General features: G+C 43.0%; 16 protein-coding genes, 1 pseudogene and 1 other annotated feature. Of the genes and pseudogenes, 2 read left to right on the top strand and 15 right to left on the bottom strand.

The genetic code is table 11. The annotated features are described in order from the left end of the window. Positions 1-201: 201 nt before the first annotated feature. Positions 202-1,518: a transposase gene (locus tag E2L07_RS04260; protein ID WP_134228930.1), complete on the bottom strand. Its 1,317-nt coding sequence runs from the start codon at positions 1,516-1,518 to the stop codon at positions 202-204. Between the two features lie 181 nt (positions 1,519-1,699). Here E2L07_RS04260 and E2L07_RS04255 point away from each other — a divergent pair, with 181 nt between their 5' ends. Together E2L07_RS04255 and E2L07_RS04250 are read left to right on the top strand one after the other, a co-directional pair. Beyond that, positions 1,700-2,194 carry a CarD family transcriptional regulator gene (locus tag E2L07_RS04255; protein ID WP_010897548.1) on the top strand — a complete coding sequence of 165 codons (495 nt, stop codon included), beginning with the start codon at positions 1,700-1,702 and terminating at the stop codon, positions 2,192-2,194. Positions 2,195-2,284: 90 nt separating this feature from the next. Further along, a complete protein-coding gene (locus E2L07_RS04250) occupies positions 2,285-3,229 on the top strand; it encodes a 4-hydroxy-3-methylbut-2-enyl diphosphate reductase (RefSeq protein ID WP_010897547.1) in 945 nt (314 codons plus the stop codon). A 128-nt stretch (positions 3,230-3,357) separates the two neighbouring features. On the opposite strand, the pseudogene E2L07_RS04245 reads toward E2L07_RS04250, so the two are convergent. The 14 genes and pseudogenes from E2L07_RS04245 to E2L07_RS04180 all read right to left on the bottom strand — a co-directional run. Further along, a pseudogene (locus E2L07_RS04245) lies at positions 3,358-3,719 on the bottom strand (transposase family protein); the annotation flags it as partial. A 158-nt stretch (positions 3,720-3,877) separates the two neighbouring features. Beyond that, entirely contained in the window at positions 3,878-4,996 is a 1,119-nt protein-coding gene (locus E2L07_RS04240; RefSeq protein ID WP_134228929.1) for a Nif3-like dinuclear metal center hexameric protein, read from the bottom strand. After that, positions 4,993-5,700 carry a tRNA (adenine(22)-N(1))-methyltransferase gene (locus E2L07_RS04235; protein WP_134228928.1) on the bottom strand — a complete coding sequence of 236 codons (708 nt, stop codon included), beginning with the start codon at positions 5,698-5,700 and terminating at the stop codon, positions 4,993-4,995. Before E2L07_RS04235 ends, E2L07_RS04240 begins: the two co-directional genes overlap by 4 nt. A gap of 60 nt (positions 5,701-5,760) precedes the next feature. Then, a complete protein-coding gene (cccA, locus tag E2L07_RS04230; RefSeq protein ID WP_134228927.1) occupies positions 5,761-6,135 on the bottom strand; it encodes a cytochrome c550 in 375 nt (124 codons plus the stop codon). 145 nt (positions 6,136-6,280) lie between these two features. Beyond that, complete coding sequence (locus tag E2L07_RS04225; RefSeq protein ID WP_010897542.1) at positions 6,281-6,811, bottom strand: hypothetical protein; 531 nt, start codon at positions 6,809-6,811, stop codon at positions 6,281-6,283. A 223-nt stretch (positions 6,812-7,034) separates the two neighbouring features. Beyond that, positions 7,035-8,153: an RNA polymerase sigma factor RpoD gene (gene rpoD / locus E2L07_RS04220; RefSeq protein ID WP_010897541.1), complete on the bottom strand. Its 1,119-nt coding sequence runs from the start codon at positions 8,151-8,153 to the stop codon at positions 7,035-7,037. Positions 8,154-8,191: 38 nt separating this feature from the next. Further along, positions 8,192-9,991, bottom strand: a complete 1,800-nt coding sequence (dnaG, locus tag E2L07_RS04215) for a DNA primase (protein WP_134228926.1) — start codon at positions 9,989-9,991, stop codon at positions 8,192-8,194. A gap of 56 nt (positions 9,992-10,047) precedes the next feature. After that, complete coding sequence (locus tag E2L07_RS04210; protein WP_010897539.1) at positions 10,048-10,521, bottom strand: YaiI/YqxD family protein; 474 nt, start codon at positions 10,519-10,521, stop codon at positions 10,048-10,050. Between the two features lie 308 nt (positions 10,522-10,829). Further along, on the bottom strand, positions 10,830-11,642 hold the full coding sequence (locus E2L07_RS04205) for a pyruvate, water dikinase regulatory protein (RefSeq protein ID WP_010897538.1): 813 nt from the start codon (positions 11,640-11,642) through the stop codon (positions 10,830-10,832). Positions 11,643-11,665: 23 nt separating this feature from the next. After that, entirely contained in the window at positions 11,666-12,319 is a 654-nt protein-coding gene (gene ccpN / locus E2L07_RS04200; RefSeq protein ID WP_050768964.1) for a transcriptional regulator CcpN, read from the bottom strand. A gap of 89 nt (positions 12,320-12,408) precedes the next feature. Next, a complete protein-coding gene (glyS, locus tag E2L07_RS04195) occupies positions 12,409-14,490 on the bottom strand; it encodes a glycine--tRNA ligase subunit beta (protein WP_053431520.1) in 2,082 nt (693 codons plus the stop codon). Further along, positions 14,477-15,370, bottom strand: coding sequence for a glycine--tRNA ligase subunit alpha (glyQ, locus tag E2L07_RS04190; protein WP_010897535.1), 894 nt, complete (start codon positions 15,368-15,370; stop codon positions 14,477-14,479). Before glyQ ends, glyS begins: the two co-directional genes overlap by 14 nt. A 144-nt stretch (positions 15,371-15,514) precedes the next feature. Beyond that, positions 15,515-15,697 (bottom strand) — a binding site (T-box leader). Positions 15,698-15,744: 47 nt separating this feature from the next. After that, on the bottom strand, positions 15,745-16,509 hold the full coding sequence (recO, locus tag E2L07_RS04185; RefSeq protein WP_134228925.1) for a DNA repair protein RecO: 765 nt from the start codon (positions 16,507-16,509) through the stop codon (positions 15,745-15,747). Positions 16,510-16,544: 35 nt separating this feature from the next. Then, the gene (locus tag E2L07_RS04180; protein ID WP_010897533.1) at positions 16,545-16,694 is read right to left on the bottom strand and encodes a YqzL family protein; all 150 of its coding nucleotides are present in this window, start codon (positions 16,692-16,694) and stop codon (positions 16,545-16,547) included. Positions 16,695-16,870: the final 176 nt, after the last annotated feature.

The raw sequence follows: 16,870 nt of genomic DNA, 5'->3' as shown, positions 1-16,870 counted from the left end.
AGAGCTTGTTCAAAAAGCACCTTTTTAATCAAATCATAAATAGAAAATCAGTTGACTACACTTCCATTAATGGTAATGAAAGTAAAATAATTTCAGACAAAAAAATGTACCTTCGCCCCACTCAAAATCGCACCTAAAAAAGGGTAGACTTCTCCCTTGGACCATAGACAATTTTTTGAAAAAGGTTTGATTGGGGTTAAATTAGCTAGCTATCGGCAAGGAAAGCTGTTCCACTTGGATTTCCTGTAATTTCCTTATAGCTTCAACATGATTTCCAGGTAAGACCGTATCTCGTATGTGTTTGATCATCCGTTGAATGAGTCGAAACAAATCTCTCATGATGAAGAAAGATTGGACTCTCTTGGTGGTCTTTACTGGCACCTTTTTATGTCGCATCACAGAATCGAGCTGATTCGATTCATGTGCAAAAGATAGCTCCACTTGCTTACGAAAGTTTAACATCCGTTCTTGAAGCTCTGACCCTTGTGGAACTGGACCATAGAAGAATGGGTTTTCTTCAAAGGTGAAACCGAATTGCTTATTACAAGTAGCCTGTAATGGACAGGACATACATTTGGTTTCGTCACCATGAAACCAAGACGTATAGGTTTCCTTCTCAAATCCATCCCATAGGAGTTCATGGCCAGCTTCACATTCAGGCTTTCCTTCTGATGAACAAGTTTCAGGGATGACCGTATTCTTTTTGAAATCTGTTACGACGGCCACATCATGTTTATGTAAAGATTCTATCTGGTGTTCGGCACTGAAATAGCCTAAATCTGCCACAAGATACTCTACCTTCAAATCACCGATTTCTTTTAGTTTTTCAACCAACGGAAGAAGAACATCGACATCGTGAGTATCTGGTGGAAGAATAATAGACAAGAGAACAACAGGACCCGAGGGTGCGGGGCAAACAATCGAATGTTTTCGATAGCCAATAAAAAATTTATTCTGATTGGCTTTATTCCGCTGAACGCCTACTTTGGCATCGGGATCCGAATACGTTTTGTCGCATTCACATGTCTCTTTATCTTCACAAGCACAACGTTTCTTTTTATAGCCATTCACGTGAGCAAAGACGGGTCTAGAATCAATTCCCGCAAGAGTTGGTTCTAAAAAACCATCCAGTTTCAGGGCCTGACCAATGAAATCGAATAAGATTTTATAAAAGTGCTCGGGTGTCAGAGTATGACGAAAATGAGTCAAGCTCGAATGAACAGGAACATCCTTTATGTTTGGAGTGCCGATGAAGTTGCGCCATGCCTGATTCTTAGGGTCCTTCAGCTGTCTGCAGAGCTCTCTAAAAGACGTGATCTCAGGCCGTGTAAAGTACAAATAATGCATACGAAAATACGTCCTAGCATCAATAGGCGGGCGACCACCGCCTTTATATAATGGTTTCATTTTTTCCAAGACAATAGAATCATCAACATGATCAATATAATCTATCAATTCCACATCGAAACCGAGTGTGTTATAGTAGTGGTAAGGAAGCAGTTCTAGCTGCATATCCATGAAAATGCACCTCGCAAATTGGTATTTTTGGTTGATTCGTTACTTCCATTTTACCATTTTTCGCTAAGGTGCATTTTTATTTTTTTTCGGATTTTATGGCTTTTTGAACAAGCTCTTATAGAATTTATATTTTGTGTTATTTAAGGTACACTAAGGGTATCAACTTTTTGGAGGAATGCCCATGTTTAAGATTGGCGATCATGTCGTTTATCCTTTTCACGGTGCCGGAGTCGTTCAAGACATTGAGGAAAAAGAAATCCTTGGTGAAACTCATTCTTATTTCGTCCTGCACTTCCCGCTAACGGACATCAAGGTCATGCTTCCTAAACACCGCATCCAACAATCAGGATTACGAAAAGTGATCGATCAAAGCGATGTGGATCATTTGATCGACGCCCTGCAAAAAGGTCCAGAAACTCCGTTATCTACGAACCAATTTTCAAAGGATACCGAAAATCTACTTAAAAGCGGATCGATTATTGATGCAGCACACCTCATATCAGGCTTAGCAAAAAAACAAGCAGAGCGAACCAATGGCCTTCACATCCAAGACCGCAACTTTCTCCAAAAAGCGAAACAGTTTATTGCCAGTGAATTAATCGTTGTCAAAAATATTAGCGAAGAACAGGCATATGCATTCATTGACGAGCACCTCCCCTCACCTTCTGAAACGTAAAGATTGTCAACGTTCGGATTCTCCTTTATAATATGGGCTGAACGCCAGAAAGTTAGAAAAGCGAGTACTCGACTTTTCAAGGAGGCCTTTATGAACGTTGTAAAAATTTCTCCGCGCGGCTACTGCTACGGTGTAGTCGATGCGATGGTATTAGCAAGACAAGCTGCACAAAACTTGGACTTGCCACGACCGATCTACATCTTAGGTATGATCGTCCACAATAAACATGTGACCGATGCCTTTGAAGAAGAAGGGATTATTTCATTAGATGGCCCTAATCGACTTGACATTTTAAAGCAAGTGGATAAGGGGACGGTTATTTTCACCGCACACGGTGTCTCACCGCAAGTTCGAAAGCTTGCGAAGGAAAAAGGATTGACTGTCGTTGATGCTACGTGTCCTGACGTTACGAGAACTCACGATTTAATCCGTGAAAAATCGCAAGAAGGATACAAATTTATCTACGTTGGGAAAAAAGGACACCCTGAGCCAGAAGGTGCTATAGGGGTGGCCCCTGAATTTGTCCACCTCGTCGAAAATGTTGAGGACGTTGAGAGCCTTGACATTTCCGCTGACAAGATCATTATCACGAACCAAACAACGATGAGCCAGTGGGACGTTTCGGAAATTATGAAAAAAGCGATGGAAAAATACCCACAGGCGGAAGTCCATAACGAAATTTGCCTAGCGACTCAAGTTCGGCAAGAAGCCGTAGCTGAGCAGGCAAGAGAGTGTGACTTAGTCATCGTAGTCGGTGATCCAAAGAGCAACAACTCGAACCGATTGGCCCAAGTTTCAGAGCAGATTGCTGGAACAAAAGCCTATCGAATTGGGGATGTAACCGAGCTCCAACAGGAATGGTTTGACGGTGTGGAGACGGTCGGCGTCACTGCCGGGGCTTCTACGCCAACGCCGATTACGAAGGAAGTCATTGCTTTTATTGAAAAGTATGATCCTTCCAAACCGGAAACGTGGACTCCTGAACGTAAGGTGACCCTCCAGAAAATTTTACCGAAAGTGAAAATTAAAAAGTAGCCGAAAAAACTGTGCCCAATTAAGGGACACAGTTTTTTTGCTATTCATCGTTACGAGGTAAGTTCTCCAATTGCTCCAATAAGCTCTTAAAGGTTAGGGAGGCCGCCTCCATTAGTAATTAAGAAATAAAAACGCTGCACTGCGGTTGTCACGGATGTTCGGTATAGGTTCGCTGTATTCGCAAAGTTCTTCCCTTGAATGAGCCGCAAACGAAACGCTTGATTCCATTCCACTGTCTGACTTTCTCCGCAAACCGCTTCCCGCATCTGCACGCGTACCGGCGCTTTCGATAGAATCGATACACCCACCGTTCAAAGAGCTTGAGATGTTGAACTTTTTGGATTCGATAATCAAGGATTCTCTCCCCGCAGGATGGGCAACGATGAGGCGTTCGCGGCATTTCTACATGGAGCGCGATAAAGCCCTCTCGTTCCCCCATCTTTGTGACCTTCACACCTTTTAATCCGGGCAAATCCATGGTAAAATTCATCGTACACGCAGCTCCTATCCTTTCTTTGTTTCTCGGCAATTCAAGGATAATGGATAAAGGAGCCTGCGTGCATTTTTTTTGCCCTCTTTTGTGCAAAAACCCCAACATTTATTGTAGAGCCCAAAAAAAGCGCCCATCTACTCGATGAGCACCTACCTTTAAATAAACGTAAATGGATCTGTATGAACCGAAGAAGCAACGACTTCTGTATCATATTTCTTATCCTTAAGAAGCTTTTCTAGCTTTTCCTTTACACCCTGCTTCATAATTTTTTCTACATTGTGCCCCGGATCGACGATGTTTAAACCGTCCATTAACGCGTCATGAGCTACGTGATAGTATACATCTCCAGTAACGATGACATCGGCTCCTTTCCGCAATGCATGAGCCATATATTTATTCCCGTCACCGCCAAGAACGGCCACTTTTCGAATTTGCGTCTCTAAAGAACCGACGACCCTTGCTGTTGGTACATCAAAGGCTTTCTTTACTTGCTTTGCAAACTCCTCTAGTGTCATGCTCTCGTGTAAATAACCAATTCGCCCTAAGCCGAGCGTTTCCCCTTCGTTCGCAAGAGGATAAAGGTCATAGGCAGGCTCTTCATACGGATGAGATTTGATCATCGCTGCCACAACTTTGTTCTTTTGCCCTTCTGTGACGATCGTTTCTATTTTGAGCTCCTCTACAAACTCTAAAGCACCTTGTTTTCCGATAAACGGGTTCGTCCCTTCCTCTGGTTTGAAAGTTCCTGTTCCTTTTGAATTAAATGTGCAGTAACTATAATTTCCGATATGTCCAGCTCCCGCACGTCCAAGAGCCTCGCGAACTTGATCCGTATGTGTGTGTGGGACAAACACCACTAGTTTATAAAGGGACTCTGTAGTAGTTGGAGCCAACACCTCTATGTCTTTTAGCCCAAGCGCATCGGCCATTAAATCATTGACTCCGCCTTTCGTAATATCTAAATTCGTATGTGCGGCATAGATAGTCAGATCATGCTTAATTGCCTTCTCAATGATACGCCCATATGCTGTATCCGTGCGGATCGAGGATAACGGACGAAAAATGATTGGATGGTGAGCTAAAATGAGCTCTGCCCCTAGTTCAATGGCCTCATCAATAACAGATTCCGTCACATCCAACGCTGTTAACACACGTTGAATCGGTTTATTGAGCGTTCCGATTAGAACGCCATTTTTATCCCCTTCCACCGCAAGGGATTTAGGGGACCAACGTTCAAATAGCTGAATCACCGTTTGTCCATTGGCTATTTTCATCGTAAAACCTCCTCGATGAGTGAAATGTTTTTCTGGAGCTCGATCTTTTTCGCTTCCAATTCCTCGGAAGGTTTTGCCTTATTCAATTGCGACAAAACACGCTTCCAACTTGTTAATTCCGCCGTCCATTTTTTCTGAAACGCTGCATTTCGCTCTTTTCGTAAATAAGGACCTACGAGCAAGTCTAACTCTTTACTCACATATAGATCTTCATCCGAGCCTCTTTCCGCGATCAACAATTCGTAAATTTTTTCATCTTCTTCTAAAATCGCTTCTGCCTGCAACCTCCAGCCGTTGTCTGATAACCACTGCCGAATCGCTTTCGCATGGACATTTGGCTGTAAGATTAACCGGCGAACCGTTTGAAGGTTTCTCTTCCCCTCTTCTAAAATGGTAGAAATGAGCGTTCCTCCCATGCCAGCAATCGTAACCGTATCAATTTGATCGTCTGCACGAATAACGGCTAAGCCATCACCTTTACGTACAGATATTACATGTCCCAAGTTCACCTTTTGCACTTGCTCCACAGCAGATTGATAAGGCCCTTCATTTACCTCACCTGCAATCGCAAACTCGACTACTCCTTTTAAACAAAGATAACACGGCAAATAAGCATGGTCCGATCCAATGTCAGCGAGTCTCGCACCTACTGGAACAAAGGAAGCAACTCGTGTTAATCGTTCAGATAGTTGTTCAACATTCATACATTGTTCACCTTTTCTTTATGTAGAAAAGCGAGGGAAATAGCTCCCCCGCTTCATTTTTTACTCAATGGAAAGTAAATATTGAGCGATTGCGTCTGCCTCTGCATCATCGTGCGGCATGGCTGGCATCGCACCTTTACCGTTTTGAACAATATCGGCGATTTCTTCTGCACTATACTTTCCTTCTAGACCTGTCAGCGCCGGACCGGATCCACCGCTTAGGTCACCACCGTGACAGCCAATACATGACTGATTCACAATCTGCTCCCCAGCTTCAACTGGATCATCAAATTCTACAACTTCTTCTGTATCTGCCCCTTCGCCTTCCTCGTCCATTGCTGCTCGTTGATTCAAGCCAATGATCGAAATGGAAATCATGAGAAGGATGCCCACAACTGCGATAATGGCAAATGGAAGTAACGGTCTACCCTTCATGAACTATGTCCTCCTTTTCAAAGTCAGTCAATCACACGTCGCATCGTATGTAGACAAAACGCAAAGATGTCCTAATTCATTTTAACGGAAAACTCCTTGCGAGGAAAGGGCTTCCCTCATTTTTGCGCAATTTGTCAATCTTTTTTCAAGTAATCATGATAAAAACGAGAAGGATGAAGCCAGCCCCTCCAGCGATGAGAAAATAGAAAAGCTTCTGTCTCCAGCCATATGCAAGCCATATAAGACAATGACTAAAAATGACTGCCCCTACCCACAGCTTGGACGTATAGGGAAGGAGATACATTGTCTCTACTGTGACAACAAATAGTAATATCGCCGCTAAAAAATAGGTAAATTGTACCATGATGATGTTATAAACCTTTGATTTAAAAGCAATTAACCATATAATAGCTACTGAAAAGGAAGCAAATCCGATTTGCATATAGCTTGAAAAATTAGTAAAATAAATGACAAGAATTGAAAAAACAAACAACATAATGGCAACGAACCATCTGACCTGCTTCCAAACCGCTTTCCCTGCTCCTTGATCCTTATGATCATATTCTCCTTCTGTATAGAGGGATAGGAGATAATCACAGTAATGGGACGGCAAAAGCTTCGATTGCTTCCAGTATTGAAGCTCTCGAATAATGATTTCCTTACGTTTTTCGTCCATTTTCCCCTCCTGGATGATCCATGAAGGACAAGCCTTTAATTGAGAAACTTGACTTATCTTACGCCCTATACTTTTTTAATGAATCAATCGCTTACTAGAAAAAACGAGGCTTGTCGCCAAATCCTGTAGCGAAAGCTGGTGCTTTTCTTATATCTTACAAAAGTTAACTTTTCTTAAAGTGTAAAAAAGGAACCCCAAAAGGAAAGAGGGGGTCCCCACACATTTATTCTAAGAAGTCCTTCAACCGTTTACTACGGCTTGGGTGTCTAAGTTTACGTAACGCTTTCGCCTCAATTTGGCGGATGCGCTCTCGAGTGACGCCAAAGACCTTCCCTACTTCTTCTAACGTACGTGTGCGCCCATCATCAAGCCCAAAGCGAAGGCGGAGAACATTTTCTTCACGATCAGTCAACGTGTCAAGAACATCTTCTAGCTGCTCTTTTAATAACTCATAAGCAGCCGCATCTGAAGGAGCTAACGCATCTTGATCTTCAATAAAATCTCCTAGGTGAGAATCATCCTCTTCGCCTATCGGAGTCTCGAGCGAAACAGGCTCCTGAGCGATTTTAAGAATCTCTCGAACTTTCTCAGGTGTTAAATCCATCTCTTCCGCAACTTCCTCAGGTGATGGCTCACGACCTAGATCCTGGAGAAGCTGACGCTGAACACGTATTAACTTATTGATCGTTTCCACCATATGGACCGGGATACGGATCGTCCGTGCTTGGTCGGCAATTGCGCGTGTAATTGCTTGTCTGATCCACCATGTAGCGTACGTACTGAACTTAAAGCCCTTGTTATAATCAAATTTTTCTACCGCTTTAATTAGTCCCATGTTACCTTCTTGAATAAGGTCAAGAAACAGCATGCCACGACCGACGTAACGTTTGGCGATACTAACAACGAGACGTAAGTTCGCTTCAGCTAAGCGACGCTTCGCTTCTTCATCTCCCTGCTCAATTCGCGTAGCTAGTTCAATTTCTTCTTCGGCCGTTAATAGCGGGACACGACCAATTTCCTTCAAATACATGCGAACAGGATCGTTAATCTTAACACCTGGAGGTACACTCAAGTCGTTTAAGTCAAACTCCTCTTCTTCCTTCTCTACTTGTTGCAAGCTTGGAACCTCTTCATTATCGTTTAAAATCTCGACCCCCTGTTCACCTAGATACTCAAAAAACTCGTCCATTTGGTCTGAGTCTTGATCGTATGGAGCTAGCTTTTCCGTGATCTCAGCATAAGTGAGAACGCCACGCTTTTTCCCTAACTCCACCAATTGTTCCTTTACTTGATCGATGGAAAGTTCACCTTCTGCCAATGGGCGTAACGGTTTCTCTGCCATTCGATCCCCTCCTTCCATTCTTTACAACTAGGCGACCCTCACAGCTTAAGTTGCTTCTTCATATTGATTAATTCTTGCTTTCGCGTTGCATAAAGGACTGGATCTGTTTCCTTCTTTAATGCACTTTCTATTTGTTGAAGCTCTAACCATTTCGGGTACATCTCAATTTTTTCAATATAGTCATTTAACTCTTGATCGTTTATTTCTTCATTAATCTCAAGCATGGCCAGTTCCGTAGCGACTCGAATAAGCTCTTGATCTTCAAGGCGCTGAATAAAGGTACTTGGATCTGGCTCGAACCCTTCTGCATAGTAAGCGAATAAATGAGCAACGATCGCTTGATAATGATCAACGTTAAACCGTCCACCGAGTCGTTCCTGAACGGTTTCTGCCACACTCACGTTTCGCATCATATGTGCGAGTAGGATCCGTTCAGCGTTTTGATAAGCTGGTAAAAGACGCTTTTGCTCGAAGTCGTGCTTCTTTTGCCGAACCGTGTTCGTCTTCCCTTGACTTACTTGATTCTGGCGTTTCATCTCACGGTATATTCGATACTGTTCTTGCTTTAACGCATCAAGCGAAAGGGAAAATTCTTCGGCCAATTGGCGTAGATAGTGGTCTCGTTCCACAGCTTTCGAAAGCTTCGCAATTTCTTTAATGATCTCTTCGATATAAAGGATTCGTTCCCCTTCATTTTGCAAATTGCGTCCCATTCGAAAATACTTCATCTTAAATTTCATTAATGTTAAGCTTTCCCCTATTACATCCTTTTTAAATCGTTCAGCGCCATATTTTTGGATATAGTCATCGGGGTCAAGTCCATCTGGGATCATTGCCACTTTTACATGGCAGCCTTCCTGTTGCAAAAGATCAGCCGAGCGAAACGTGGCCTCTGCACCAGCAGCATCGCCGTCGTTACAAATAATCACCGTTTCTGCATTCCGCCTGATCATCCTCGCTTGCTCTTCCGTGAGAGAGGTACCGAGTGTCGCTACTCCATTGGTTACTCCGGCCTTCCATGCTGCGATCACATCTACGTACCCTTCAAATAGAACCGCCTCATTTTCTTTCCTTATTGCTGGCCTTGCCTGATAGAAGCCGTATAGTAACTTTCCCTTTTGAAAAATTGGCGACTCAGGACTATTTAAATACTTTGGTTTGTCGTCTCCGAGCGTTCGTCCCCCAAACGCTACAATCTTTCCTTTTCCATTTCGAATCGGAAAGATCACTCGGTTACGAAAGCGATCATATCGTTTTCCGTCAGATTCCCGTTCAACGAGAAGGCCGCTTTCACCAGCTTTTTTTAAGTCCACGTCACGCTTTGCTAATACGTTGGTTAGTGCGTCCCAATGCGGGGGAGCAAACCCGATCTGAAAGTGTTCAATTTGCTCTTTTGTAAACCCGCGCCTTTCTAAATACGTGCGACCCGCCTTTCCTTCCTCCGTCAGCATGAGCACATGATGAAAAAACTTGGCAGCAAACTCTTGAATCGAAATCAGCAATTCCTCATCACGATTCTGTTTTACACTTGGAGACACCCTTTCAGGCAATACAACATTCGCACGCTTAGCTAGTGTTTCTACCGCCTCTACGAACGTGAACCCTTCAATTTGTTCGAGAAAAGTAAACGCATTCCCCCCCGCTCCACAGCCAAAACAGTGGTACAGCTGCTTATCTGGAGAAACGGAGAAAGACGGTGTATTTTCCCCATGAAACGGGCAAAGTCCGATATAATTTCGCCCCTGTTTCTTAAGTTGTACATATTCGCCTATGACATCAAGAATGTCTACACTCCGCCTAATTTCCTCTATGGTTTCTTGGGGAATTCGTTGATTCATCAGTCATCACCAAGCCTAACTTGTTCCTAACGAGTGTTATCATTCGAGTTTTTTTGCTAAATTCCTGCTCGATTCGATAAAATCTTCTCAAACTGCTGAATAAACCTTTCTCGATCCCCCTTCAAGTACGCTCGTGGTCCTTTTGTTTTCTTTCCTGCCCTTCGATCCTTTTGTGATTGATGACGCTGGGCTAAAAGCGAGTCAATAATCGTATGGTCAAACATTTGACCCCGAGGCGAGATAACCGTTGCCCCTTTTGTCAGTAGTAAGGAGGCGAGCCCATAATCATGTGTGACACAAACATCTTTCTTTTTAATATGGTTAGCAATGTATAAGTCCACTGCCTCTCGCTCCGCATCGACCATCACCACCTTCGAAGTTGGACCAACGGTCATATTGTGAGCATACGATGAAACAAAAGTAACCTTGACCTTATACGATTCAGCCACTAATTCAATTTCGTCTTTTACTGGACAAGAGTCTGCATCGACAAAAACTTCAAAGATTTGCGTAGAATCCTCATTTTTCATACATTCCTTATTCTACAACGCATGAATGATTCCTGCTAGCAAATAAAACCGGCGAAGTTTGTCGAAAATATAACAGTTGCCTCACTATCTTTTCCAAAATTAAAAATAAAAGTCTTGACATTTCCAATTTATTTGTTCTCTCTTCGATTTATTCCTTAATATCAGCCTCTGTATACATGTAAAATCACAATTTTTTATTATACTTGTTTTTTATAAAAATGACCAGTGTGGCGATCGAAAAAATCACTCGAAAAAGGAAAGAGGTACAATCCCCTTTCCCGTTTCAAAAGAGACAAAAACCTGCTTCGTTATTTTTGGAACATGCTTGAAATCAAATTAGCTGTTTCTTCAACTGCTTTGTTCGACACATCGATAACTGGGCAACCAATTCGTTTCATAATTCCTTCTGCGTAAGCAAGTTCTTCTTTGATCCGATCAATGTTCGCATAGTTGGCTTGCGATTTTAATCCTAACGTTTTTAACCGTTCCGCTCGAATACCATTGAGTTGCTCTGGACTAATTTTTAATCCGATGACTTTTTTCGGCGAAAGCTTAAATAGCTCCTCAGGAGGCTCTACTTCAGGAACTAATGGCACATTCGCCACTTTCAAACGCTTGTGGGCTAAATATTGGGACAACGGGGTTTTTGATGTGCGCGAAACGCCAATTAATACAAGGTCAGCGCGGACAATTCCCCTAGGATCTCGTCCGTCATCGTATTTCACAGCGAACTCAATCGCCTCCACTTTTCGGAAATAATCTTCATCCAATCGGTAGACGATCCCTGGTTCATATCTTGGCTCTTCCTTCGTCAGGCTGCTAATTTTCTCAAGCATAGGTCCGATAATATCCACTGTCTCGACCTTTGCTTCCGTCGCTTTCTCAAGCAGATACGTCCGAATACCAGGGACTACTAATGTAAAGGCAATGATGGCATCCGCTTGTTTGGCAAGCTGGATAACTTCATCGACCGTCTCCTTATCCTCTACATATGGAATTCGCCGCACTTCAATACCTGCACCGCTAAATTGACTAGCAGCCGCTTTTACAACTAACTCTGCTGTTTCGCCTACCGAGTCTGATACAACATAGACTACAGGGCGCTGTTTACCTAGTTCCATCACGACCTCCTTGTCTCCCAGGGCTATATGATTTCATCGTTTGACAAATCAACGAGAAGGGAGGTGATGTTCGTTTTTGTTACTCGACCGACCACTTCAAAACCTGACCCCCGTTCGACTTCCCGTACGACCGGAATCCCGTCAATTTGTTTATCAATAAGCTTCTTAGCCACTTCAATGATAAAATCGTCTTTTTTGCAAATGGTTATGTTCGGCATTCGCGTCATAATGATACTTACTGGAATGGTCTCAAGTGATTGCTTTCCTAGACTTGCTCTGAGCAAATCTTTTCGGGAGAGTACGCCGACAAGTGTTGAATGCTTGTCCACGACAAAGAGCGTCCCCACATCTTCAAGAAACATGGTGCAGATCGCATCATAAACGGATGATGAGTCTTGGACAACGACAGGTCTTGATTGATAGTCCTGCACCTGAATGTTTCTCACTTTGTCTGTTAACAACTGTGAGCCTGTTTTCCCAGTATAGAAGTAACCGACTCTCGGGCGAGCATCAAGGAAACCGGCCATTGTCAAGATCGCCAAGTCAGGGCGAAGCGTCGCCCTTGTTAACGATAGACGTTCGGCAATTTGTTCTCCCGTAATGGGGCCATTTTCTTTTACGATAGCTAAGATGTGTTCTTGACGATTCGTTAATTCGATTGGTCTCACCGCCTTCATCACACACTTTGACCAGAACAGTTCTAAATGTGTTATACATTAACTTTATTATTATATACGATTTATCATCGGTTGGCATCGAAAAAAGCTTATTTAAACACTATTTCTTGAAAGTTAGCGTAAGAGCCAATCACACCGGCAAAAGCATGCATTAAGGCTAACCGATTTTCCTTTATTACCTGCTCATCAACCATCACCATCACGTGCTCAAAGTATTGGTGAATCGGCTCAATCGTCTGTTCAAGCGCAGCATAAGCTGCAGAGACATCCCCACTTGCTAAAGCCCCTTGGACAAGATCTTTTGTTTGCACATAGGCCTCATACAATACCCGCTCCTCTTCTTTTTCAAACAGGTCCGGATTGATAGCCACATTTTTTTCTGCTTTACCTGCGATGTTCGTGACACGGCTAAGGCCTTCCACAAGCTCTTTAAACTCAGGCGTATTTACTTTACTGACCAATAGCTTCGCTTTCTTGAAAACAACTGGAACATTGGAAATTCCTGAGGCTAGTACAGCATCTGTTAAGTCGTACCGAACTCCCTCGTCTTGTAATTTTGTTTTCACACGCAGGGCAAAAAATTCACGTAATTGCTTCACAACTTCGCTTTCAGGTACAGTTAACAGCTCTTTTTCCTGTAACTGCTCAACTGTCTCAAGCAAAAGCTCATCCACATCTAAATCCAACTCATGATCTAGTAAAATTTGAACAACACCAGCTGCTTGGCGCCGTAAAGCATAAGGATCTTGAGAGCCAGTAGGAATTAAACCAATTCCGAAACATGCTGCAATCGTATCGAGCTTATCCGCTAAGCTTACCACCGTTCCCTGGACACTGCTCGGTGATTGATCTCCTGCAAATCGCGGCAAATAATGCTCAACGATCCCTTTTGCTACTTCTGGTGGTTCACCGGCAATCTCTGCATAGACTTCGCCCATTCGTCCTTGTAATTCAGGGAATTCACCGACCATTTGTGTCACAAGGTCAAACTTGCAAATTTCTGCTACTCGGTTGATCGCTTGTAAAGTTTGACTCGTTACACCCAGCTTCTCCGCAATCGAAGCGGCAAGCACCTTAACCCGTTTTACTTTATCACCTATCGAGCCTAACTCTTCATGATAGACGATTTGATCGAGTCGCTTGTTTGCTTCGTCGATGTTTAATTTTTGGTCTTCTCCATAGAAAAATGCTGCATCTGATAGGCGAGCCCGTAGCACTTTTTCGTTTCCTTTTACGACATTTTCAAGGTGTCGGTGATCCCCGTTTCGTATCGTCACAAAATATGGAAGCAGTTCACCGGCTTGATTTTTCACCGGAAAGTAGCGTTGGTGTTCACGCATCGATGTAATGAGTACTTCGTTTGGTAAAGATAAAAATGCCTCGTCAAAGCGCCCAAATAAGGCGGTTGGGTACTCCACTAGGTTCGTTACCTCATCGAGTAAATCCTCATCAATTGGAATTACCCAATCCTTTTCTTCCATTATCGATTGAATTTGATGACGAATCGCTTTTTTTCGCTCCTCACTATCAGCCATAACGTATTGCTGTAGGAGCTTTTCCTTATATAAAGTTGGCTCATCGATCGTGACATTTTCTCCTAAAAATCGATGCCCAGCGGTCTCTAGACCAGCAGCTACACCCGTTATTTCAAAAGGAATAACTTCCTGTCCGTATAATGCAACAAGCCATTGAATTGGACGGGCATATCGCAAGCTGTATGTATGCCAGCGCATATTTTTAGGAAAGTGTAAGCTTGTAATAAGCTCCTTTAGTTCTGGAAGCAGAGAAGCAGTCTCTTGACCAGCGACAAATTTTTTCGCAAAAATATATTCCGTCCCTTTCACTTCTTGTATATATAAATCATCAACAGAGACTCCTTGGCCTCGAGCAAATCCTTGAGCGGCTTTTGTCCAGTTTCCACTTTCGTCCAAGGCGATTTTTTTGGCTGGTCCACGGCTTTCTTCTTCTACATCTGCTTGTTTCTCAGCCAAACCAATAACAAGAACCGCTAACCTGCGGGGCGTGGAAAATGAGGATATTTGTTCAAATGAAATCCGCTGCTCCTTTAAAAACGACTCCACTTTATCCGCTAGTTGCTTCTCTCCATCTGAAACAAAGCGAGCAGGTAATTCTTCCAGTCCGATTTCTAACAGAAAATCACGCTTGCTCATGATCGGCCTCCTTGTTTTTCAGCATAGGAAATCCTAGCTTTTCTCGTTCTTCGTAATATTTCTTTGCACACTTACGCGCTAAATTTCGCACACGCCCGATGTAGCCTGTCCGTTCGGTAACAGAAATTGCACCACGGGCATCAAGAAGATTGAAGGTATGCGAGCATTTTAAGACGTAGTCGTATGCCGGAAATACGAGATTCTCCTCAAGGGCACGATCCGCTTCTTTCTCATACGTACTAAACAGCTCAAACAGCATCGCGGAATCTGATACCTCAAACGTATATTTAGAGTGCTCGTACTCTGGCTGTGTAAAAATATCGCCATACGTGAAACCTTCTACCCACTCAAGGTCAAAAACGTTTTCCTTGTCTTGAATATAGGAAGCTAACCTCTCCAAACCGTACGTAATTTCAGCCGAAACAGGATTCGCCTCAAGACCTCCCACTTGTTGAAAATACGTAAATTGAGTAATTTCCATACCGTCAAGCCACACTTCCCAGCCGAGACCAGCACATCCGAGGGATGGATTCTCCCAGTTGTCTTCTACAAAGCGGATATCATGCTCAAGTGGATTAATTCCAAGTGCCCGCAAACTGTCAAGATAAAGCTCCTGAATATTCGTTGGCGATGGCTTCATGATCACTTGAAATTGATGGTGTTGATACAATCGGTTCGGGTTTTCACCATACCGTCCGTCTGCTGGACGACGGGATGGTTCCACATAGGCGACGTTCCAAGGCTCGGGTCCAATCGTTCTGAGCATCGTGTATGGACTCATCGTACCTGCCCCTTTTTCCGTATCATACGCCTGCAACAAAATACAGTTTTGTTTTGACCAGTACTCTTGCAGCGTTAAAATCATTGTCTGCACATTCATCTGTTCAAGCTCCTCCTTTTCATATAGACCACCGTTCGAAATCGGCGCGTCAAACCTTTAGTGAAAGCCGTTGCCTTTCTTTCCTCCTGAACAAAAGTTTCACTTAAAGTACAAAAAACTCCCGCCTCTATGCCGAACGGACGGCATAGGGACGAGAGTTAACCCGCGGTTCCACCCTATTTGCCTATGATGACACCATAGGCCACTTTCTTTTCATCGTTCATGCTCAAGAGTGCCTTCCTTGATGTTTACATCCCTAGCTCTCACCATCCTAGGTTCGCTTTTATGTAAAAGGAATCAAGTACTGTTCTCCGTCATAGCATTGAAATATAACATTTTGGTACTTTGAATCATACTTAACTTTTTCTGTTCTGTCAATCCGTAGATTGGTCGTGAAATCCCATTGATTCCAACTGGTCTAAAAATCGTCTCGATTTTAAGTGTAAGCCTGAATATTCATCGTAATATTGATGGATGATGGTTTTGAGAGTCGCCTTCGTTTCCGGCTTCAACGAGATGGTTCCAAGCCGCTGCAAATCGAAATGATAAAACAAACGTAGTAGCTTGGCTACTTGAGCTGTAATTTTATACGCATGTGGGTCTTTCTCAATACATCGTTTACACAAAAAGCCCGCTTCTTTTATGGAGAAACCTACTGGAACATCCGTCGATCCACAGGACACACATTGATCCAGCCCTGGCTTTATGCCAGCGACTGTGAACATTTTCACTTCAAAAATTCGCGTTAATACGTCTGGATCCATCCCTTCGTTCATATAATGAATCGTCTGAAACAACAACTCAAATAAGTAAGGGTTTCTCTTTTCATCTTCGGTTAATTTGTTTGTTAGATCCGTAACATAAGAGACGTAGGAGGCTCGAAACAGATCATTTCGAACCTCCCGAAAAGATTGTATAATTTCACCTTGCGTTAATGTTCCAAGTCCTGCATTTTTTTGAAACATCATCATGCCATACGTAAATAATTGAGTGACTGCGGTTAGCCGGCTTTTCGGACGTTTGGCCCCTCGAGCCATTAAAGCAATTTTTCCATATTCTCTCGTAAACACGGTGACAATTTTGTTGGATTCACCATAATCCACCGTGCGAATGACGATGCCTTCTGCTTTGTGAAACATGTTCTTCACCACTTTAACACGATCAACTAACAACGTTAATGAGTAGGACTATCTTGTTCCTCTATTACAAGTTCAAGGTCTTCCATTTGACTTTGCTGATCTGATGCACGCTCTATTTCCTTGATCAAAAGATACGTATCCACATTACCAGTCTTCTCAAATACTTTCCAAGATAAATCGAGCACTTCAGATTCCACCTTCCTATAGAAAGACTTAAACGTTCTAAGCATAGATTGACCCGCTTTAACAAAAAGATAAGATGGAATATTTACTAGTTGAATCGCCTTGACTTTTTTGTTTTGTCATATATTTCTTCTTATTCTATATCTTAAACGTTTCTAGCAAAAAAAACAATGGCTGT

The sequence above is a fragment of the Halalkalibacterium halodurans genome, assembly GCF_004376175.1.
Lineage (GTDB): Bacteria > Bacillota > Bacilli > Bacillales > Bacillaceae_D > Halalkalibacterium > Halalkalibacterium halodurans.
The sequence above is the reverse complement of the archived record's forward strand: the minus strand, read 5'-3'. Positions and strand labels throughout refer to the sequence as shown.